The 20318-nt window shown below is 49.5% G+C and carries 18 protein-coding genes; 15 read left to right on the top strand and 3 right to left on the bottom strand.

The window, feature by feature from the left end; translation table 11 throughout:
- Window positions 1–42: 42 nt before the first annotated feature.
- Window positions 43–924 (bottom strand): helix-turn-helix domain-containing protein, encoded by an 882-nt coding sequence (locus tag ACSR9A_RS19960; RefSeq protein ID WP_473759108.1) that lies wholly within the window; start codon window positions 922–924, stop codon window positions 43–45.
- Between the two features lie 356 nt (window positions 925–1280).
- Here ACSR9A_RS19960 and ACSR9A_RS19955 point away from each other — a divergent pair, with 356 nt between their 5' ends.
- The 6 genes from ACSR9A_RS19955 (at window position 1281) to ACSR9A_RS19930 (ending at window position 7924) form a co-directional block, all read left to right on the top strand.
- Window positions 1281–2111, top strand: a complete 831-nt coding sequence (locus tag ACSR9A_RS19955; protein WP_473759106.1) for an amidohydrolase family protein — start codon at window positions 1281–1283, stop codon at window positions 2109–2111.
- A complete protein-coding gene (locus ACSR9A_RS19950; RefSeq protein WP_473759104.1) occupies window positions 2108–3619 on the top strand; it encodes a tagaturonate reductase in 1512 nt (503 codons plus the stop codon). Before ACSR9A_RS19955 ends, ACSR9A_RS19950 begins: the two co-directional genes overlap by 4 nt.
- Window positions 3612–5126, top strand: coding sequence for a UxaA family hydrolase (locus ACSR9A_RS19945; protein WP_473759103.1), 1515 nt, complete (start codon window positions 3612–3614; stop codon window positions 5124–5126). Before ACSR9A_RS19950 ends, ACSR9A_RS19945 begins: the two co-directional genes overlap by 8 nt.
- 14 nt (window positions 5127–5140) lie before the next feature.
- Window positions 5141–6106, top strand: a complete 966-nt coding sequence (locus tag ACSR9A_RS19940; RefSeq protein ID WP_473759101.1) for an aldo/keto reductase — start codon at window positions 5141–5143, stop codon at window positions 6104–6106.
- Window positions 6106–7149, top strand: a complete 1044-nt coding sequence (locus tag ACSR9A_RS19935) for a zinc-binding alcohol dehydrogenase family protein (protein ID WP_473759190.1) — start codon at window positions 6106–6108, stop codon at window positions 7147–7149. Before ACSR9A_RS19940 ends, ACSR9A_RS19935 begins: the two co-directional genes overlap by 1 nt.
- Window positions 7150–7357: 208 nt before the next feature.
- Window positions 7358–7924, top strand: a complete 567-nt coding sequence (locus ACSR9A_RS19930; RefSeq protein WP_473759100.1) for a beta-class carbonic anhydrase — start codon at window positions 7358–7360, stop codon at window positions 7922–7924.
- A gap of 101 nt (window positions 7925–8025) precedes the next feature.
- Here the strand turns inward: ACSR9A_RS19930 and ACSR9A_RS19925 are convergent, their stop codons facing one another.
- The gene (locus ACSR9A_RS19925; protein ID WP_473759099.1) at window positions 8026–8436 is read right to left on the bottom strand and encodes a VOC family protein; all 411 of its coding nucleotides are present in this window, start codon (window positions 8434–8436) and stop codon (window positions 8026–8028) included.
- A gap of 323 nt (window positions 8437–8759) precedes the next feature.
- Between ACSR9A_RS19925 and ACSR9A_RS19920 the strand changes: the two genes are divergently transcribed.
- From ACSR9A_RS19920 to ACSR9A_RS19900, 5 genes are all read left to right on the top strand, one after another.
- Window positions 8760–10094 carry an ABC transporter substrate-binding protein gene (locus tag ACSR9A_RS19920; RefSeq protein WP_473759097.1) on the top strand — a complete coding sequence of 445 codons (1335 nt, stop codon included), beginning with the start codon at window positions 8760–8762 and terminating at the stop codon, window positions 10092–10094.
- A gap of 395 nt (window positions 10095–10489) precedes the next feature.
- A complete protein-coding gene (locus tag ACSR9A_RS19915; RefSeq protein ID WP_473759095.1) occupies window positions 10490–11338 on the top strand; it encodes a carbohydrate ABC transporter permease in 849 nt (282 codons plus the stop codon).
- On the top strand, window positions 11339–12163 hold the full coding sequence (locus tag ACSR9A_RS19910) for a carbohydrate ABC transporter permease (protein ID WP_473759092.1): 825 nt from the start codon (window positions 11339–11341) through the stop codon (window positions 12161–12163). It begins immediately after the preceding gene.
- A 258-nt stretch (window positions 12164–12421) separates the two neighbouring features.
- A complete protein-coding gene (locus ACSR9A_RS19905) occupies window positions 12422–13429 on the top strand; it encodes a LacI family DNA-binding transcriptional regulator (RefSeq protein ID WP_341279510.1) in 1008 nt (335 codons plus the stop codon).
- Between the two features lie 258 nt (window positions 13430–13687).
- Window positions 13688–15385, top strand: coding sequence for a glycerol-3-phosphate dehydrogenase/oxidase (locus tag ACSR9A_RS19900; RefSeq protein ID WP_473759090.1), 1698 nt, complete (start codon window positions 13688–13690; stop codon window positions 15383–15385).
- A gap of 511 nt (window positions 15386–15896) precedes the next feature.
- Here the strand turns inward: ACSR9A_RS19900 and ACSR9A_RS19895 are convergent.
- Entirely contained in the window at window positions 15897–16439 is a 543-nt protein-coding gene (locus ACSR9A_RS19895; protein WP_162241915.1) for a CGNR zinc finger domain-containing protein, read from the bottom strand.
- A 178-nt stretch (window positions 16440–16617) separates the two neighbouring features.
- On the opposite strand from ACSR9A_RS19895, the gene ACSR9A_RS19890 reads away from it, so the two are divergent.
- The 4 genes from ACSR9A_RS19890 to ACSR9A_RS19875 all read left to right on the top strand — a co-directional run bounded on the left by ACSR9A_RS19890 (window position 16618) and on the right by ACSR9A_RS19875 (window position 20069).
- Window positions 16618–17055, top strand: coding sequence for a VOC family protein (locus tag ACSR9A_RS19890; protein WP_341278696.1), 438 nt, complete (start codon window positions 16618–16620; stop codon window positions 17053–17055).
- A complete protein-coding gene (locus tag ACSR9A_RS19885; protein ID WP_473759088.1) occupies window positions 17040–17966 on the top strand; it encodes a pyridoxamine 5'-phosphate oxidase family protein in 927 nt (308 codons plus the stop codon). The genes ACSR9A_RS19890 and ACSR9A_RS19885 overlap by 16 nt, the downstream gene beginning before the upstream one ends.
- A 586-nt stretch (window positions 17967–18552) precedes the next feature.
- Window positions 18553–19422 (top strand): DMT family transporter, encoded by an 870-nt coding sequence (locus ACSR9A_RS19880; protein ID WP_473759086.1) that lies wholly within the window; start codon window positions 18553–18555, stop codon window positions 19420–19422.
- A gap of 188 nt (window positions 19423–19610) precedes the next feature.
- On the top strand, window positions 19611–20069 hold the full coding sequence (locus ACSR9A_RS19875) for a RidA family protein (protein ID WP_056038557.1): 459 nt from the start codon (window positions 19611–19613) through the stop codon (window positions 20067–20069).
- Window positions 20070–20318: the final 249 nt, after the last annotated feature.

Genomic DNA, 20318 nt, shown 5'->3' with positions numbered 1-20318 from the left:
GAGGGAAACCGCTTACTTGCGGCTTCCCTCTTATAATGGGGTTTACGCTTGATCGGCTGGCGTCGCTTTTTTATAAGCGGCCGGCGTTTGTCCGGTGACTTTTTTAAACATGCGGTGAAAATGGGGCAGGCTCTCAAAGCCGCAGGCTTCGGCAATGAGACGAACGTTCTCGTCGCTTGCCAGCAGCAGCTCCTTGGCGCGAATAATGCGCTTTGCCGTCACATAGTCGGTGACATTCATGCCGGTGAGCTGCTTAAACACGCGGGAGAAATGGGCCGGCGTGACCGCCGCCATTTGCGCCAATACGGACAAGCCGAGCGGGCTCTCGGGATGCTCATCGATATAGTGAAGGATGTTCCGCATCCATAGCGGGCCGATCAACGGGCTATCCGCCTTGGCATATTCGCGGCTGCTCGCAATAATCCGGCGGTTCATCAGCAGCAATATATGCTCCAGCTGCAGCAATATCGCCTGCCGATAGCCGGGCTGCTGATCACGGAGCTCAAGCTCTAGCTCATCAATGAGCCGCTCCAGCTTAAGCTGCTCCTGCATAGTCGGCTCAAATTTGTAGCGTTTATGCTTTTTGGCATGGTCGAAGCAGCGCAAATAAGAGAAGCTGTCCCCGAACGACGCGGTTTGGACGAATAAGGTGCTGAAGAAAATCGCCGTCGACGTCACCGGCTCCTCCTTGTCGGGAAACGAGCGATGTATCGTATTGCCCGGGATAATGAATAAATCGCCAGGCTTCATATCGTAAAAGGTTTGGTCGATAAAAAAAGTGCCCTTGCCCTCATAAATGTAGACGAGCTCATACCAGTCATGCAGATGATCAGGCAGCTCCGTCTGCCAATGCTTGCGGTCACGGTAGACGAAATCGAAAGGGAATGAGCTGCCAACCTCGAACGGCTTGCGAAACGGCTTCATAAGCGAAACGACTCCTCCTTGCGCCAGTCTAGGCCAAGCGCGTTATGTTTCTATAGTCCAGCATAGCAAAAATCAAAATACAGTACAAATATGCAGGAATACGTTATTTTTAATATCATTATTGGCATTTATAATAAGAGCAAAGGGATAAACAGCAGTGGGCGCAGGTTTCGGCATTAGAGCGGCTGCTGCTTTGAAAACGTTAACAATTACACGTTCATTTTAAAATATAGGAAAGGATATGATTTCGCCATCCTTTCTCTATATTTCTTGGACTGAAACGCGCTGCGCCGCCAAAGGACGGCGAAAGCCGTTTCACCTTGTGTGAAAATATCGTTTTATAGGGGGCAGCAACGATGAGGATTGATGCGCATCAGCATTATTGGGCAATTGAGCGGGGCGATTACGGCTGGATTACAGCAGAGGTTCCCGTGCTTTACCGCGATTATGGGCCGGAGCACTTGCAGCCGAGCCTGAATCGGCATGGCATTAGCCATACAATTGCGGTCCAAGCCGCTCCAACGCTGGCAGAGACCGATTATTTACTCGCCTTAAGCGACCGCACGGAGTCGATTGCTGGGGTTGTCGGCTTTCTCGATTTGTTCGATCCCGAGCATTTAAGCCACTTTGCACGATTTGAACGTCATCAGCGGTTCGTGGGGTTCCGCGTGATGATTCAAGAGCTGCAGGATGCGGGTGTGATTTTACAGCAGACGTTCGTTGAGGCGCTGAAGGAGTATGAGCAGCGGGATACGCCTATTGACCTGCTCCTCACCTCGCATCAGCTTGATTCGCTCGTTCAGGTTATGAAGCAGGTGCCGAATTTGCGCGGTGTTATTGATCATTTGGCGAAGCCGCGGATCGCTGCGGGCGAGCTTGACCCTTGGCGCAGCCAGCTGACGGAGCTGGCGCGTTATCCGAAGCTGTATTGCAAGCTGTCAGGAATGGTTACAGAGGCGAGCCACGACAGCTGGCGGCCAGAGCATTTTATCGCGTATATTCGCCATGTGCTGGAGGCTTTCGGACCGGACCGAGTCATGTTTGGCAGTGATTGGCCGGTGTGTCTGCTGGCGGCGGGCTATGATGAGGTTGTGGATGTGCTGGAGCAGGCGCTGCCAGCCTCATGGGGAGATGCGGAGCGAAGCAAGCTGTTCGGACTAAATGCAAAGGAGTTTTATAAACTATGAGCCAGTTAAATAAGACGCTTTTGGGACAGGAAGACCATGAACGCTATGAGGCGGTTCAAGCAGGCAAAATAACGGTGCTGCAAATCGGCGAAGGCAACTTTTTGCGCGGCTTTGCGGATTGGATGCTTCAGGAATGCCATAAGCAGGGGCTGTTCGGCGGCGGAGTCGCGGTGACGCAGCCGCGTCCAGGCGGCAAGCCGAAAATTGACGCTTTGGCCAAGCAGGACGGCCTTTATACGCTGGTCATTCGCGGATTGGAAAATGGTGAGGCTGTTGAGCGCAAGGAAGTTGTCACCGTTTTTGCAAAGGCATTTGATCCCTATTCGGAATGGGAGTCGCTAGTGAAGCTTGCGGAAAGCAAGGATTTGCGTTTCGTCGTCTCCAACACGACAGAGGCGGGACTTGCCTACAGGCCGGAGCCGCTGCTGGAAGGCCAGCCGATTCAGTCTTACCCGGGCAAGCTTGCTTATTTGCTGTATCGCCGTTTTCTCGCTTTCGAAGGCGCTGCGGACAGCGGGTTGATCTGCCTGCCTTGCGAGCTGCTGGAACGCAATGGCGACGAGCTGAAAGCTTGTGTGCTGCGCTATAGCGAGGATTGGGGCTTCCCGCAGGCGTTCAATGAATGGGTAAAGCAGGATAACCGCTTCCTGAACTCGCTTGTAGACCGAATCGTGACGGGCTACCCTGATGAGCAGCAGGCGCAGCAATGGTTTGCGGAGTGGGGCTATGAGGACCCGATGCTGACGACAGCGGAGCCGTACCATTTTTGGGCGATTGAGGCGGAGCCGGAGCTGGATAAGCAGCTGCCACTGCGCAGCGCAGGGCTGAATGTGCATTTTGTGGAGGATTTGAAGCCATTTCAGCTGCGGAAGGTGCGGATACTGAATGGCGCCCATACGCTGATGACGCCGCTTGCGCTCGTCCATGGGCTGGAGCAGGTACGCGAGGTAATGGAGCATGCGGAGTTTGGCCCCTACGTTCGTGAAGCCGTAGAGAAGGAGATTATTCCGGCACTGCCACTGCCCGAGGGCGAGCTGAAAGATTATGCCGCTGCGGTCTATGAGCGCTTTCTCAATCCGTTCATTCGCCACCGGCTTGCAGATATTGCGATGAACAGCATCAGCAAGTTCAAGGTTAGACTGCTGCCATCGCTGCTGGATTACGCGGATCGCGGCCAGCCAGTGCCAGCACGGCTGGTGCGCGCTTTTGCCGGATTGCTGCGCTACTATAAGGTAGAGAGTGATGGCGCAGGCGCATATACAGGTACGGATTTGCTCGGCAATGTGTATACCGTACGCGACGATGCTGTAGCATTAGCGGAGCTTGCAGCGGCGTGGGCTTCGGAAGGAACGGGTCAAGGCGCAGCAGCAGCGGGCTCGGCACAAGCGCAAGCAGAGCGGCTGCTGGCCTTAAGCGAGCTATGGGGACGCGACTTGCAGGCAGTACCAGGCTTGGTGGAAGCGGTAGCTTCGCAATTAGAGGAACTGGAGCGTGGTCAGCATGAATAACTGGGTTCGGCTTAATGAGAAGGATCAGGTCGTTATTGCGCTTACGCCGCTTTCCCAAGGGGATAAGCTGGCGCTTGAAAACGGCAGGGAGCTGGAGCTGCTCGAGGATGTGCCCAAAGGGCATAAAATTGCTTCGATGCCAATTCCACAGGACGCGCATGTGCTCAAGTTTGGCTATTCCATCGGCATCGCCAAGTTGGATATTCCGGCAGGCAGCTGGGTGCATACGCATAATATTGGAACCGGGCTGAAAGGCTTTCTGGAATATTCGTATGATCCGGCCAAGGGCCGCAAGGAATCGGCAGCGCCAGCTGCGAGCTCGGCGAATCGTGCCAACCAGACGTTTCAAGGGTATGTGCGGGATGGCGGCGAGGTCGGCATTCGCAATGAAATTTGGATTATTAATACGGTCGGCTGCATTAACAAAACCTGTGAAATCGTAGCGCGGCGGGCTGATGCGATGTATGCGGGACGCGTCGATGGCGTTTATCATTTCGCCCATCCGTTTGGCTGCTCGCAGCTTGGCGACGATCTTCAGCACACGCAGAAGCTGCTCGCTTCGCTTGTGAACCATCCGAATGCGGCAGGCGTGCTCGTAATGGGTCTCGGCTGTGAAAATAATCAGATCGACCTGTTTAAGCAGGCGATTGGCGACTACAATCCGGAGCGCGTCAAGTTTATTAAGTCGCAGGAGGTTGAAGACGAGCTGGAGGCTGCGCTTGAGGAAATCGACGCTCTCGTCGAATTCGCAGAGCGCTTCAAGCGGGAGCCGGTACCGGTTGCGAAGCTCAAGCTGGGGCTGAAATGCGGCGGCTCGGACGGCTTGTCCGGCATTACCGCCAATCCGCTTGTCGGAACGGTTTCGGATCGCCTAATTGAAGCGGGCGGCACAGCGATTCTGACCGAGGTGCCGGAAATGTTCGGCGCCGAAACGATATTGATGAATCGCGCAGACAATGAGCAGGTTTTTGGGAAAATCGTGCATTTGATTAATGATTTTAAGCAATATTTTATCCGTCATGATCAGGAAATTTATGAAAATCCTTCGCCAGGCAATAAGGCTGGCGGCATCAGTACTTTGGAGGAAAAGTCGCTCGGCTGCACGCAAAAGGGCGGTCACGCTTTGGTGAAGGACGTTGTTCCTTATGGCGAGCGGATTACGCATACTGGCCTGAACTTGCTGGAAGCGCCGGGTAATGATCTCGTATCGGTAACGGCATTGTCCGCTGGCGGCGCACATATCGTGCTGTTCACGACAGGTCGGGGAACGCCATTCGGCGGCCCGGTGCCAACGGTGAAGATCGCGACGAACAGCGAGCTGGCAGGTCGCAAAAAAAATTGGATCGATTTCAACGCGGGACAGCTGCTCGAAGGCAAGACGATGAACGAGCTGACCGATGAGCTGTGGGATCAATTGCTGGCGCTCGCTTCTGGCGAAGCGAAGACGAATAATGAACGCAATGGCTTTAAGGAAATTGCCATTTTCAAAGACGGCGTTATTTTGTAATCGGAGGGAAAAGGATGAAATATCGACAACTAGGAAAAACCGGACTGGATGTATCGGTGCTCAGCTTCGGCGCGTCTTCCCTCGGTTCTGTATTCAGGGAAACGAATGAGGAAGAAGCGATTCGCACCGTTCATAGCGCCTTGGATGCAGGAATCAACTATATCGACGTCTCGCCTTATTACGGAATGACGAAGGCGGAGACGGTGCTCGGCAAGGCGATTAAGGAGCTGCCGCGAGACCAGTTTCTGCTCTCTACTAAAGCGGGCCGATATGGCGTGGACAGCTTTGATTTTTCCGAGAGCCGAATTATGAGTTCCCTTGAAGAAAGCTTGCAGCGGCTTAACACGGATTACGTTGATTTTATGTTCCTTCACGATATTGAGTTTGTTTCGCCTGAGCATGCAGCACAGGGAATTCCAGCGCTGCAAAAGCTCAAGGAGCAGGGTAAAATCCGTCACTATGGCATTTCCGGCTTGCCTCTGCAGCTATTCGAAAAATGGCTGCCTCATACGGAAGTCGATGTTATTTTATCCTATTGCCATTATTCCTTAAATGATACGTCGCTGCTGGGCCTGCTGCCGCTTATTGAGCAGCACAATGTCGGTTTGGTGAGCGCATCACCATTGTCGATGGGCCTGCTTGGCACAAGAGGAACGCCGGACTGGCATCCTGCAAACGCTGAGCTGAAGGCCGCCTGTCTGCGTGCTGCCGAGCATTGTGCGGCGCAAGGGACAGATATTGCGAAGCTGGCGATGCAGTTTGCCGTAGCGAATGAGCAAATTCCGACGACGCTGGTTAGCACAGCGAATCCGGAAAATATCCGCCGCAATGCGGCATGGATAGAGGAGCCTATGGACGAGCGGCTGCTTAAGGAAGTGCTTCAATTGCTGGCACCCGTTGCAGATGTAAGCTGGATCAGCGGCTTGCCGGAATATAATGAGCACATCAGCGGCGGCGCTGGGCAAAGGAGCGCGACATGATGAAAGCCATTGTGTGCGAGCAGCCAGACAGTCTTAAGCTGACGGAGCAGGAGCAGCCTGCTTTTGGCGGCGGCGGTGAAGGGGCACTAGCGGCTGGCCCAGGGGATGCCATTATTCGCATCCGCCGCATCGGCATTTGCGGGACAGATATGCATGCGTATAAAGGAAACCAGCCTTTTTTCCAATATCCGCGCGTTCTCGGCCATGAGCTGGCGGCAATTGTAGAAGCAGTTGGCGAAAAGGTGACTGGGCTTGAGCCAGGCGATCAAGTTAGTGTCATTCCTTATATGCACTGTGGTACTTGCATCGCATGCAGGCGCGGCAAAACAAATTGCTGCACCGCCATGCAGGTGCTGGGCGTTCATAAGGATGGCGGCATGCGCGAGTTGATTGCGGTTCCTGCCACCCATCTAATCAAGACGGATGGCTTGACGCTGGATATGGCGGCCATGCTGGAGCCGCTTAGCATCGGCGCCCATGCCGTGCGCCGTGCGGAGCTTGAAGCGGGCGAGACCGTGCTCGTCATCGGAGCAGGGCCGATAGGGCTTGGCGTTATGGCGTTTGCCAAGCATCGGGGAGCAAGGGTCATTGCGATGGATATTAATGAGGAGCGGCTTGCTTTTTGCAAGGATTGGGCTGATGTTGATGAAACGGTTCATGCTTTGCAGCAGCCGAAAGAACGGATCGCCGAGCTGACAGAGGGAGACTTTCCAACCGTCGTTTTTGACGCAACGGGCAACGCCCGCTCTATGACGGATGCCTTCGGCTTGACAGCGCATGGCGGCAAGCTGGTCTATGTTGGACTCGTGAAAGCGGACATTGCCTTTCATGATCCAGAATTTCATAAACGTGAGCTGACGCTGATGGGCAGCCGTAATGCAACCCGTGAGGATTTTGACATCGTGATTGAAGCGGTAGCCAGCGGCAGTGTTAACGTAGATCGGTTAATTACGCATCGTTCGTCCTTTGAAGGTTTGATTGGCGTGTTTGATGAGTGGCTGAAGCCGGAATCGAAAGTCATTAAAGCGATAGTAGAGCTGTAACCTAATTCTTGCTATTGCCCAGACAATGCGACTTATGCTAAAGTAAGTTTAGCTTTTCTGATCCTGTGTGAGCTAAGCTTACGTAGATGGCATGAGCTGTACAGGAAGGATAATGAAGGGAGAGCTGCGGCTCTTCCTTTTTTATATGAATAGGCCTTATAAATAATATACGAGGTATATCTGGCAATAGCAGAGAGGGAGATGAAGAATGAGTATTGTAAATGATTTATTGTCATATAATGAAAAATTTGTTGAGGAAAAGCGTTATGAACAGTTTTTGACGGACAAGTTTCCGGCGAAAAAGGTAGCGATTTTGACGTGTATGGATACTCGTCTTGTTGAGCTGCTGCCGCAAGCGCTGAATTTGCGCAATGGCGATGCCAAAATCATTAAAAACGCAGGTGCGATTTTAACTCAGCCGTTCGGCAGTGCGATGCGAAGTATACTAGTCGCTGTCTATGAGCTGGGTGTAGAGGAAGTGCTCGTTATCGGGCATCACGGCTGTGGCATGAACAATTTGGATACGCAGGGCATGGTCAATAAATTCAAGGAAAACGGCATTTCAGAAGTCGTTATCGAGACGCTGGAGAGCTCTGGCATTAAGATGGACCGTTTCTTGAAGGGATTCGACAAGGTGGAGGAAGGCGTTATGGACAGCATCGGCATTATTCGCAACCACCCGCTGATGCCTGCCCATATTCCTGTGCATGGCTTCGTTATCGATCCAGAAACAGGACGTCTTGATTTGGTGGATGAAGGATATAAGAAGAAATAATTTATCCGAAAAAATAACATTAAAGCAAGCCCCTTTCTCATTAAGTGAGAGGGGCTTGCTTTTTTTATCATTAAATTTGTGCTTAAAGTAGAGCTAAGGAGCTAAACCGCGCTTGTCTTCGCAGCAGTCGTAATCATCCACTGGATGCCGAATTTATCTTCCAGCTGTCCGAACAGCGAGCCCCAAAATTCCGGACTCAGCTCTTTTTTCACCGTTCCGCCCTCTGACAGCTTATTGAATGCGTCATGTGCTTCCGCTTCGCCTTCGAATTCCAAGCTTAAATTAATGGCACTTCCATGGGTCAGCGTCTGGTTCACGGCATCGCATAGCATGAAGCTAACACCGGCGGCCTTCATCTCCAAATGAAGAATTCTGTCCCTTACATCCTCTTGCGTATCCGGTAAATCCCCGAATTTCATCATGGAGATTATTTCCCCTCCAAGCGCCTGAATATAAAAATCAGCCTGTGCTTTAGCATCCTCTGAGAAAAAATAAGTCGTGAGCTTCGCCATTGTGCAGCATCCTTCCCATTTATGAAATGTATAGGCTTGTACTCTGTTCAGTATAGCCTATTTTTCGAAAATATCTTTATATTTGTTTGTTTTGGGCGCGATAAATATGAAAATGAGGTAAATAACCAATAAAAACAAGTTAAAAAACAAGTAAAATTTTAAGTTGACTTTAAGTAAAAAACGTAATAATATTTTACTCAGGCAATGCAAGCGGTTTCAAAAAAAGAAAGCTTGCCTCAGAGTGGAAGGGTGCAAACCGCATCCATTTCGTTCATCTATTTGCACAAAAATACAGACACATTATTTATGAGGGGGAATTACACATGAAGAAATCTTTTAAATCAGTGATCACTTTGCTTCTGTTGACAGTTGTGCTTGCGGCATGCGGCGGCAACAACAGCGGTACAGGAAATGCAGGCACAGCAGGAAATGCAAGCCCTGAAAGCGCTAACAGCGGAGAGAAAGTGAAATTGACGGCTTGGGCTTGGAACGTAAATGTAGGCGCTTTAAATGAAGCGGTTGCAGCTTATCAGAAGGATCACCCGAATGTAGAGCTTGAGGTTCAAGATATTGGCCGCCTTGATGTATATGACAAATTGTCCACGGGCCTGGCAGCAGGCGGCGCTGGCCTTCCTGACATCGTGCTCGTGGAAGACGACAGGCTGCAAGGGTATCTGGATGCTTTCCCTAAAGGCTTCGTGAATCTTTCGGAAAAAGGCTTTGATGCCAAGCTTTCCGAGTTTCCGACGTTTAAACAAGAGCTGACGAAAAAAGACGGCGCAAGCTATGCCTTCCCTTTTGATGCGGGTCCAACGGGCGTCTTCTATCGTACGGATCTGTTTGAGCAAGCGGGCGTGGATGCTACCAAGATTGAAACTTGGGATGACTATCTCGCAGCAGGCAAGCTAATTAAAGAAAAAACAGGTGCACAGCTGTTCCCAGTAGATAAATTCAAAGATGATGCAACGCTTCGTATTATGCTCAATGAGCAAGGCGCCTTCTATTTTGATAAAGACGGCAATATTGACTTCAACAACCCGAAATATGTGAAAGCGTTGGAAACATTAAAGCAATTCGATGATGCTGGCCTGATCAAAGACGTTAACGGCTGGGATGGCACCGTTTCCGCAACGGTTGACGGTTCGATCGCTTCCATTGCTTTCGGCGCATGGTATACAGGTACAATATCTGATCAAGCGAAGGATTTGAGCGGCAAATGGGGCGTATTCCAAGTTCCGGCCTTTGAAAAAGGCGGCAACCGCGCAGCTAACCTTGGCGGCAGCAGCTGGGCTCTGACTTCCACAAGCAAAAATGTGGATGCAGCTTACAGCTTCATGGAATATTTTTCACTGACACCAGATGTTCAAAAGGTAGCTATGGAGAAATACGGCTTGTTCCCATCGCTGACTAGCGTATATAACGAAGATATTTTTACAACGGGCGTTGAGTTTTTCAGCAACCAAAACATCTGGATGCTGTTCGCGCAAGAAATGAATTCCGTACCAACACCTTACTACACGAAAGATTATTCCGTGGCCCTTGATGAATCGGTAAAAGCGCAATCCGACGTATTCAACGGCAAAGCTCCGGCTGATGCTTTGAAAGAAGCGGCGGCACGTCTGAAAGACCGCACAAGCCGCGAAGTGAACGGCGGTTAATTCAGCCTCGGCGCTTAGCCGGCTGCATGATCTGGTTTAAACGAAGCCTGCAAATGACGAACTAAATAAGCAGTAAATAGCAGTCCGATAAGAGATTCAGTGCTTACGCCTGGATCTCTTATTCTCTTATGCCCTTATTTTGAAAATTTAAAAAGCAGGAAGGTTATCCCCTGTTTTTCAACTGCTTACAAAACGAAACGATGGTGGAAAGTCGGAGCGGAGTGAAAAGCTTGTGCTGGAGAAGCGGCAGCGTTCGCTTTTACCCTTGAATTTCCCCTTGGGGGAAATGAATTCGGAGAAATTCAAGGGTAATGGCGATCGGAGGCCAAGCTTTTCACGCAGCGCAGACTCTTTTTCACCATCGGTTTAAAAACTACTCAGAAAGAAGGGTGAGTATGAGAACAAAAGCGTTTGTTCCGTATTTGTTTCTTACCCCAGCACTCGTGCTATTCGCGATATTTATGGGTTACCCAATTGTTTATTCGCTATTGCTGAGCTTCCAGACCAGCGTAAGCGGAGAACTCGTATTTACTGGTCTCGACAATTACGCTAAGCTGTTCAGCGATAAAATATTTGGCAAAGCGTTGTTAAACACGTTTATTATTTTGATCATTCAAGTGCCGCTCATGCTGTTCACGTCCTTGCTGCTCGCGACGCTGCTTAACTCCCTTAAGCGCTTCAAGGCGCTGTTCAGAGTGGCCTTTTTCATGCCGGCTGTAACGTCTCTCATTGCGGCATCGATTATTTTTTCGATTATTTTAATGAATGACGGAATCTTGAATCAACTGCTGGGAGCAGTAGGCATCGATCCAATTCCATGGCTGTCCCATCCAGTGTGGGCGAAGGTATCGCTTATTATCGCCATGACCTGGAGATGGACGGGCTACAATATGGTCATTTATTTGGCAGGCTTGCAAAACGTATCGGAATCCCTATATGAAGCAGCAAGCATCGACGGTGCAACCCGCGTGCGCCAATTTTTCAACATTACGGTTCCACAGCTGAAGCCGATCATTTTGTTCACGGCGATTTTGTCGACGATTGGTACGCTGCAATTGTTCGAGGAGCCTTATACATTGACCAAGGGCGGACCAAGTGATGCGACGATTACGATCGGCATGTATTTGTACCAAACGGGCTTCCGCTATTTCAACTTCGGTTATGCTTCAACGCTTGCTTATGTCATCGTTATTTTGATCGGCATTCTCAGCTACATTCAATTTAAAGTAACGGGGGATGAGTAAATGGTAGCCAAACGTGTACGCGTCTCGATAACAACTCTGATTTTGCTTATTGGCTCCTTTATCTCCTTATTCCCTTTCTATTGGGCGATTATTGGAGGAACGAACGAGAGCGGCAAAATTTTCGCCAAACCGCCGATTCTCCTGCCAGGAAACCACTTGTTCGAAAATATCCGGAATTTGAACGAATCCATCGGCATTGGCCGGGTGATGTTCAACTCCTTGTTTGTTACAGTCATTTATACGGTGCTGGCGCTTATCGTCTCAACGATGGCGGGGTACGTATTCGCAAAGTTCAATTTTAAAGGCAAGGCGGTTATTTTCGGCGTATTTCTGCTGTCAATGATGATTCCTTACCATGCGATTGTCATTCCGGTGTTCAAAATGATGGCGGCCTGGGGCTGGCTGGGCACCTACAAAGCATTGATTTTGCCGAACATTGCTTATCCATTTGCGATTTTTCTGATGCGTCAGAACATGATGGCTGTACCTAACGCCATGATGGAAGCAGGACGAATTGACGGCGTGAGCGAGTGGGGACTTTTCACTAAAATCATTTTGCCGTCTTCCAAGCCTGCGCTAGCGGCAACGGCGATTTATTTGTTCATGTACCAGTGGAACAACTTCCTCTGGCCGCTCATTTCTGCAACTTCTGAGGATATGTATACGATGCCTGTCGCGCTATCGAGCCTGTTCGGCTTGTCGCGTATTGATTATGGTCAAGTTATGGCAGGTGTGACGCTCGCGACCTTCCCGATCATTCTCTTTTTCTTAATGCTGCAAAAATACTTCATTCAAGGGATGCTCGGAAGCTCCGTCAAGGAATAGACAGCTAGAGCTTTACTTTCGTTAGTAGGATAGAGCAAATTTCCAAAGACATTGTAACTTTACAGGATATCTGGCATATTGAAAGTGACAGGGCGTGGAAGTTTATTCGCGGGAACATTGACTAAGCATTTTCGCGGACATGACCTGAGTCCATATGCTAGTATTGTAATAGATCCCTGTTAGTTAGGTGGCGGTAAAGCCTGATGATGCAGCGGATGTACATTCACTGGATCTTGAGGCAGGAAAGGGTATGATGAAGTGGCTACAATTAAAGATATTGCGCAGCTGGCGAACGTCTCCATTGCGACGGTATCAAGGGTATTGAATTATGACCCCTCGCTATCGGTTGGAGACGATACACGCAAGCGGGTATTCGAAATTGCACAGGAGCTGAATTATAAAACGCTGCGCGAGCGTAATGGCGCAGCAGCGAAAGAAATAACGCGGATCGGCATTGTGAACTGGTATTCCGATCAGGAAGAGATGCTTGATCCTTATTATATGGCAGTACGTCTTGGAGTAGAGCGGGAATGCTTTCAGCGTCAAATGAAGGTCGTCAAGCTGTTCCGTCAGGAGCGCTCGTATTATAGCGAATGGGTCGGCGAATTGGACGGCATGATTGCGATTGGACGTTTCGAGAAGGAAGATCTTGATATGTTCCCGGCTTCTATGGACAAAATCGTATTCGTCGATTCTTCGCCAGATGATCAGCGTTTTGATTCTGTCATTATTGATTTGCGCAAATCAGTTACGGAAGTGCTGGATTATCTTGTAGATTTGGGCCATCAGCGAATCGGATACATTGGCGGGCATAATATGGTCAATAATAAGCGGGTACGGGATGAACGTGAAATGACGCTGCGTGACTATTTGATAAGTAAAAATATATTTCATCCCCAATATATATTTACCGGTGAAAATTTGTTTTCGGAGGATGGCTATGTTCAGATGTCCCGTGCAATTGAGAGCGGGGAGCTGCCGTCAGCCTTTTTTATCGAAAATGATTCCATGGCCGTAGGCGCATTGCGGGCGCTGCATGAGGCGGGAATTGAGGTTCCAGGTACGGTGTCGCTCGTGGGTTTCAATGATATTCCGATTTCGGAATTTGTCCAGCCGCCGCTGACGACGGTCAAGGTGCATATGGAATATATGGGCGAGACGGCGGTGGAGCTGCTCGCGGAACGTCTGACCACGAAGCGATCCATTCCGAAAAAGGTCGTGATTCCGACGGCTTTGACGATTAGGAATAGCTGCTCGGAAGTATAATAACAGGATGAACAAGGCTCTTTGCTGCGTGAAAGGTTTGGCTTTCCATCGCGCTTCCCCTCTTCAGCCTGTTTACGAGCAGGCCCCGTTATGCTATAATGTGGGCACAAGTTAATATTCGGTCGGAGAAACGGAGACACCGCAGAAACCTTTTGCATCGCGCTAGATGTTGCGCAGCTTAAGGTGTTTGCGGTTTTTTCGTTTTCCTTTTTTAATTGGGATATTGGACAAGAACTAGCTGAAAAGGTGGAGAAGACGATGAGCAAACAGACAGGAACGGCAAAACAGGGTGCTTTTAGCGCATTAAATAGGGAACAGCTTTACCGCAGTTTAGGTGAGGAAACCTTTGATTTGCTCGTTATTGGCGGTGGCATTACAGGAGCAGGCATTGCGCTGGATGCCCAGACGCGCGGCCTCAAGACAGCGCTTGTGGATATGCAGGACTTTGCTGCAGGCACATCGAGCCGTTCGACGAAGCTCGTTCACGGCGGTCTGCGTTATTTGAAGCAGCTGGAAATCGGTGTCGTGGCGGAAGTTGGCAAAGAGCGCGCGATTGTATATGAGAACGGACCACATGTAACGACGCCAGAGTGGATGCTGCTGCCTTTTTATACAGGCGGAACTTTCGGCAAATTCTCGACCTCACTCGGCCTCCGCGTATATGATTTTCTGGCAGGCGTCAAACGCGGCGAGCGCCGGAAAATGTTCAGCGTAGACGAAACGATGAGCAGAGAGCCGCTGCTGAAGCGCCAAGGCATGAAGGGTGGCGGCTATTATGTGGAATACCGTACCGATGATGCGCGTCTGACGATTGAAGTGATGAAGAAGGCTGTGGACATGGGCGCTCTTTCGATCCCTTATGTAAAGGTTGAATCGTTCATTTATGAGGATGGCAGAGTTGTTGGCGCTAATGTGCGCGATCTGCTGTCTGGAGCCGAGAACAAGGTGCGTGCCGTTAAGGTTGTCAATGCGACAGGCCCATGGGTTGATACGCTGCGCGAACAGGATGGCTCGAAGCAAGGCAAAACGGTGCATTTGACTAAAGGCGTGCATTTGGTATTCGACCAATCGCGTTTCCCGCTGCATCAAGCGGTCTACTTTGATACGCAGGACGGACGCATGGTGTTCGCGATTCCGCGCGATGGCAAAACATATATTGGCACAACGGATACGAACTACAAGGCAGATAAGGCGCTTCCACGCATGACGAGGCAGGATCTGGACTATATTTTGCAGGCGGCCAATTTCATGTTCCCTTCGATCAAGCTGAAAGCCTCCGATGTGGAATCAAGCTGGGCTGGCCTCCGTCCGCTCATTCACCAAGAGGGCAAAGACCCATCGGAAATTTCCCGAAAGGATGAGGTGTTCGTCGCTGGGTCTGGGCTCATCTCGATTGCAGGCGGCAAGCTGACGGGCTACCGCAAAATGGCAGAAAGCGTCGTGAACACGGTGAGCACGCAGCTCACAGCGGAAGGCCGCAGCGGCATTCGCCCAAGCGGTACGAAAAACCTGCCCCTGTCGGGCGGCGACTTCGGCGGCTCCTCCCATTTCCCGGCCTTCGTTGCAAAGAAAACGGAGGAAGGCGTTCGTGCTGGGCTGTCTCGTGAAGAGGCTGAGCGGCTTGCCCGCCATTTTGGCACCAATGTGGATCAAGTATTTGGCCTTATCCCGCAATACAAAGACCAGCCAACGGCTAGCGGCCAAGAGCTTTCGCTCAGTCTGCGCATCGAGCTGATGTATGCTCTGGAATATGAGCTGACGACGAAGCCGGCGGATTTCTGGATTCGCCGTACAGGCAACCTGCTGTTTGATCGCGCTCGCGTCCTGCAGTGGAAGGAAGCGGTGCATGCCGAGATGGCAGCGCTGTTCGGCTGGACGGAAGAGGCGAGTGCAGCTTATGCTGCTGAGCTGGAGCAGGAGCTGCATTATGCAGTGACGCCTGTAGAGCAGGAATAGGAATAGGAACGGGAAATAGCGGTAATATAGCGGCAAAACGGACAACAGCTAGTGTAGGCACAAGCCGCTTCCGCCTACTAAACAAGCCTCCTTTATACACCATTCGTGTATAAAGGGGGCTTGTTTTTTGATTCCTTTTTATTGAAATTAGGGTTGTTCCACATAGCCATCAAGCTAAGAAATTAATACACCCCCAAAACGAAAAAAAGCTATTTTTCTTAAATAAAGGATAGCTTTTTTCGTTTTGGGGTAGTCGAAGATTTTAGCTTGATGGGCATGAGCGGTACTCCTATCTGAATGGATGGGGGGTAGTCCCCATCACATTAGAAGATTGGCTAACGTTCCTTTAGACTCCGACATGCAAAAAGGAATACCATTCTATTTGTATGAAGCCCGGTAAAGACGGCGAATCTTCGGTCCAGAAGCTGCGGAGGGGATTTACGGATTGTAACGGTGAAGAGGGGATGTCTTGGAAGTAGGTTCTTCTACTTTTAAGTCATCCCCTCTTTTTTTATTCCTGGTTTTTCTTGCGGTGGTAGTGCTGATTTACTTTGACGCGATTCCCGCACTTGTCCATGCTGCACCAGCGGCGCTGCTGATTGCGGCTGCTATCGTAGAAGAACAGGATGCAGGCATGATTCTCACACTTCTTGAGATTAGCCAGTTTGAATGTCGTGAAGAAGAGGCAAGCCTCTTCCAGGAACAAGGCGGGCAACTGCGTGATCTCGTAGTTTCTGACAGTGGTGAATGGACGTTCCTGATCGCCTGCCTCGATTTGATAATAACTGCGGTAACGCGCCAACTCTTGATTGAGAAAAGTGACGATCGAGGCCGGAATGGATTGTTCCTGAATGATTTGGGTAAATGCCTGTTCAATCCGGCTGCGAATGATCAGGATCTTTTGAATGATGGTGTCCTGCTCGTCAGGGGTAAGCTCCTCTCGATCACTTATCACCCATTTCCGTCTGTCGGCCTGCTCCAGCCAGCTCATCAGATGACCCCAAGACTCGATGAGCTCTGTCCGGATTCCTTTGACATTCTTGCGGGTGTTCACAAAATCAGTTGTAAAGTGATTGCCTACAAAAACAAATGCGGGCTTATCTATGGTTAATCCAACTCCTTCTCTGTGCTCCTGTTTTAATTCTAACCGCTAAATTAGCTATTTACAAGTTATATAATATTGTGTATTGTAATGCCTGTAAGATATTTTTGGTGGTTAGGGGATGTGGAAAATGAGATTGGGACACATTGGTTTGAATGTATCGGAAATAGAAAGATCGGTTCGATTCTATACGGAGGTATTGGGCTTTACACTGCGGAATCTATCGGAGGAACCCGGAAGAAAATTCGCACTGCTTGGCGATGATCAGAAGAATCTGGTCACCTTATGGCAGCAAAGTGAAGGAAGCTTCTCCCCACGGCTGCCGGGTCTGCATCATCTGGCCTTTGAAGTGGATTCGGTTGATACCATTAAAGGATATGAGGAAAAATTGAGAGCGAACGGAGTTCCCTTCATCTATGATGGGATGGTTGCTCATACGGAGGGCGGAGACTCCGGCGGGATCTTCTTCGAAGATCCGGACGGGATCCGGTTGGAGATTTATGCGCTGCTGGGTGTGGGCTGCCACGCGCACACGGCGACGGAAGGGAAAGCTTGTGGTTTCTTCTGATGCACTATCATCCGGGCGAAATTCAGGTTCAGGAACGGGCGGGTGTAAGGGACATCGCAGCACGCAAAAATAACATTTACAGTGAGATTCCGCTAGCGGCGAAGACGTTCCTCGAAAGCCAGCCTTTTCTGATACTTGGCGCAGCAGATGAAGATGGGGCAGTTTGGGCTTCCGTATGGTTCGGAACCCCCGGATTCATCAAGGTAGAAGACTCTCAGCATGCCATTATTAACGGTCTTCCTGATTCCCAGGACCCCATCTCACTCTGCCTGTACCCCTCCAATCCGATCGCAGCCATTGCAGTCGACTTCGCCACCCGGCGCCGCATGCGCTTGAATGGCCGAATTGGGGAGATCCAACCGAACGGGTTTCAAGTTAGGGCAGAGCAAGTCTACTCCAACTGTCCGAAGTACATCCAAGCGCGTGAATGGACCCTAAGAGAAGGACAGAGCGTTGAACCGGTAGCTCAGGCACTGGAGACGCTCTCTGAAGAAGTGGTGACCCTGGTGAATAGAGCGGATACCTTCTTCATTGCAACTCAACATCTTCAGTATGGTACGGATGTATCCCACCGAGGGGGTATGCCGGGATTCGTAAGAGCCGAGGATGACAGGACGTTGGTGTTTCCGGATTACAGCGGCAATGCGATGTTTAATACGCTTGGGAATGCAGTCTGTTACCCGCAGGCAGGGCTGTTATTCATGGATTTTGACTCGGGCAGCCTTATTCAATTGACGGGAACGGTCGAGATTCTATGGGATGTGACTCCATTCGCCCACTGGTTCCAGGATGCCCAGCGGATCATCCGATTTCATCTGGAACGGGGAATTATTACGAGTCATGCGATGTCTCTAAGCTGGAGAACCGTACAGTACTCCCCTGCTAATCCGAGCGTAGTTGTGGAGTCCTAGTTGATCGGCATGAACTTTCACACCCCAATTCTACAGCGTCGCCTTACCTTCCACGCTTAACACATAATCTTTTCCTTGTTCCTCTAAATAGTTCATATCAAGTAACCGATCCGTTAGGTCTACACCAATCCTACCAGCCAAGTGATCATAGCAAGTCCGAGCATGACGCAAAGTTTTAAGTTCATCGGATTCGCGGAGTGAACTTACGGATTTGGGTGGTGAAATAGCCAGAAGGGATTCGAGGGCATGTGCTACCTCAGGGCTGACAAGCCGAAAGTACTTATGCCGACCGTAAGAATCATGAATCAGCAGGCCTCCTTCTACCATCTTGGATAGATGTGAAGAGGCAGTCTGTGGAGAAATTCGGGCAGCATGCGCTAAATCAGAAGCGGGGATAGCTTTTCATCCAAACAAAGCAATTAGCATCGCAAGACGTGACGGATCACCAATTAGATTAGCTGCCTGTACGATATTCGGCCTCAATTTTGTACTTATGTCAGTCATCTCCTTACATGTATGGTTCGATGACCACCGAAGTATTCTCATGCTACCATAACCTTACAAAATGTAGAAAGAGGAGAATATCATGAACCGTTATGTATTTGGACTGCTAGTTGTGCTTGCCACCTCGCTCATGGGCACTTCATTTGCGGTTGGAAAGATCGGTTTATCCTATATCTCGCCCTTGCTGCTTGTGGGGATCCGATTTACGTTTGCGGGATTCATCATGGCCTTATTTGTCAGGATGAAACGGCTGCCTATATCCTATCAGGATGGATCTAAATTGTTCGTAATAGGACTATTTCAGACGACGGGAGTTATGGGATGTATCTTCCTGAGCATGCGTACCCTTCCGTCGGGGGAGACCTCTATACTGACCTTTGTTAATCCGCTCCTGGTCGTAATTTTGGGGACATGGTTCCTCGGCTTGAAATACCGAATATCCCAGTGGCTTGGGGTATGTATAGGATTTGCAGGGGTATTCTTATCCCTAGGATCCCATTTGCAATTAACAACGGGTACCTGGTTGGGGCTGGGAGCTGCGCTTTCGTGGGCTGTAGCCACTATTTTGGTGAAAAAATGGGGGACGCAATTCAATACATGGGTGATGTCGGCTTATCAAATGTTATTCGGCGGTCTCCTTCTGTTATTGCTGAGTGCCGTTATGGAAACGCCGCAGCTTACGATCAATGTAACTTCTGTGTCGGTTGTATTGTACTTGGCCATTATGGGTTCCATTGTGCAATTTGCAGCATGGTATTACTTGCTAAGTCATGGCGATCCTGGGAAAACAAGCGCCTATCTGTTCTTAGCCCCGTTCTTTGGTGTACTCTCGGGGTTCATCATCCATAACGAGACTATACATACGTATGTTTATTTAGGGGGATTTTGCATTGGCATCGGAATATTTCTTGTGAACTGGACTGCATTCGGCAAAAAGCATTCGCATGAATAGGAAGGATAAAGCGAGTTGAATAACCAGAGAGCAGACTTCGTGGCAGCTGCTCCTGTTCGAAGAAAATTAAGTTGTAGATTGAATATAAAGTGAGACAATCTTGGTTAAAACCGGCATGCAGCCTATTCTTAGTCCCGCCGCTCACGTTATAGTATAATTTTTTCATTCCGAAGAGGGGAGGTATTTGAATGACTGAACAAACAATAGCAAGCAGATTAGAAGTGTTAGGAATCGTTTTACCAAGTGCAAGCGAACCAGCGGCTAAGTATGCAAACTTCGTAAAAGTAAACGGGTTATTGTTCGTATCAGGTAAAGGGCCCACTGGAAACCCGAAAGGTAAGTTAGGTCAGGACTATACTACAGAAGAAGGTTATCAGTTTGCACGACAAACTGGGATTGAAATTTTAGCTGTACTGAAATCAGCTTTAAACTCGCTGGAGCATGTGAAAAGGGTGGTTAAAATTCAGGGTTTTGTTAATGCCGACGCTAAGTTTGAAGAACATCATAAAGTGTTAAATGGTTGTACTGATCTTATGCTGGACGTGTTCGGAGATAAGGGCATTCATGCACGTTCAGTGTTTGGAGCTGTTTCCGTTAGAGACAATCTTCCAATCATAATTGACTCAATATTTGAAGTTGATGAATAGAAAGGTGTTTTAAGACAGGAGTTCAATAAACCGCCTGTTCAGTTAAGGCGGTTTTCTTATGGTAAAATATCAATATTAGAATTTAACAAAGCCATGAAAATAGAAGAATTCCTCACTTGATTTCAACATGAAAATCCTCCACTTGATGGGCATGTGGCCGTGCCCCATGCCTATCAAGTGGAGGAAAATACTACCTCCCCGAAACAAAAAACGTTATTCTTTCAGTAGACCAACTAATGAAAGGATAGC

It is taken from the genome of Paenibacillus sp. R-74696 (assembly GCF_055814915.1).
The sequence above is the reverse complement of the archived record's forward strand: the minus strand, read 5'-3'. Positions and strand labels throughout refer to the sequence as shown.

Coding starts and splice junctions, on each gene's coding strand:
- ACSR9A_RS19900 (WP_473759090.1), top strand. CDS start 13,688: ATGAGCAAACAGACAGGAACGGCAAAACAGGGTGCTTTTAGCGCATTA.
- ACSR9A_RS19930 (WP_473759100.1), top strand. CDS start 7,358: ATGAGTATTGTAAATGATTTATTGTCATATAATGAAAAATTTGTTGAG.
- ACSR9A_RS19925 (WP_473759099.1), bottom strand. CDS start 8,436: ATGGCGAAGCTCACGACTTATTTTTTCTCAGAGGATGCTAAAGCACAG.
- ACSR9A_RS19945 (WP_473759103.1), top strand. CDS start 3,612: ATGAATAACTGGGTTCGGCTTAATGAGAAGGATCAGGTCGTTATTGCG.
- ACSR9A_RS19875 (WP_056038557.1), top strand. CDS start 19,611: ATGACTGAACAAACAATAGCAAGCAGATTAGAAGTGTTAGGAATCGTT.
- ACSR9A_RS19935 (WP_473759190.1), top strand. CDS start 6,106: ATGAAAGCCATTGTGTGCGAGCAGCCAGACAGTCTTAAGCTGACGGAG.
- ACSR9A_RS19950 (WP_473759104.1), top strand. CDS start 2,108: ATGAGCCAGTTAAATAAGACGCTTTTGGGACAGGAAGACCATGAACGC.
- ACSR9A_RS19890 (WP_341278696.1), top strand. CDS start 16,618: ATGAGATTGGGACACATTGGTTTGAATGTATCGGAAATAGAAAGATCG.
- ACSR9A_RS19880 (WP_473759086.1), top strand. CDS start 18,553: ATGAACCGTTATGTATTTGGACTGCTAGTTGTGCTTGCCACCTCGCTC.
- ACSR9A_RS19920 (WP_473759097.1), top strand. CDS start 8,760: ATGAAGAAATCTTTTAAATCAGTGATCACTTTGCTTCTGTTGACAGTT.
- ACSR9A_RS19915 (WP_473759095.1), top strand. CDS start 10,490: ATGAGAACAAAAGCGTTTGTTCCGTATTTGTTTCTTACCCCAGCACTC.
- ACSR9A_RS19955 (WP_473759106.1), top strand. CDS start 1,281: ATGAGGATTGATGCGCATCAGCATTATTGGGCAATTGAGCGGGGCGAT.
- ACSR9A_RS19940 (WP_473759101.1), top strand. CDS start 5,141: ATGAAATATCGACAACTAGGAAAAACCGGACTGGATGTATCGGTGCTC.
- ACSR9A_RS19910 (WP_473759092.1), top strand. CDS start 11,339: ATGGTAGCCAAACGTGTACGCGTCTCGATAACAACTCTGATTTTGCTT.
- ACSR9A_RS19960 (WP_473759108.1), bottom strand. CDS start 924: ATGAAGCCGTTTCGCAAGCCGTTCGAGGTTGGCAGCTCATTCCCTTTC.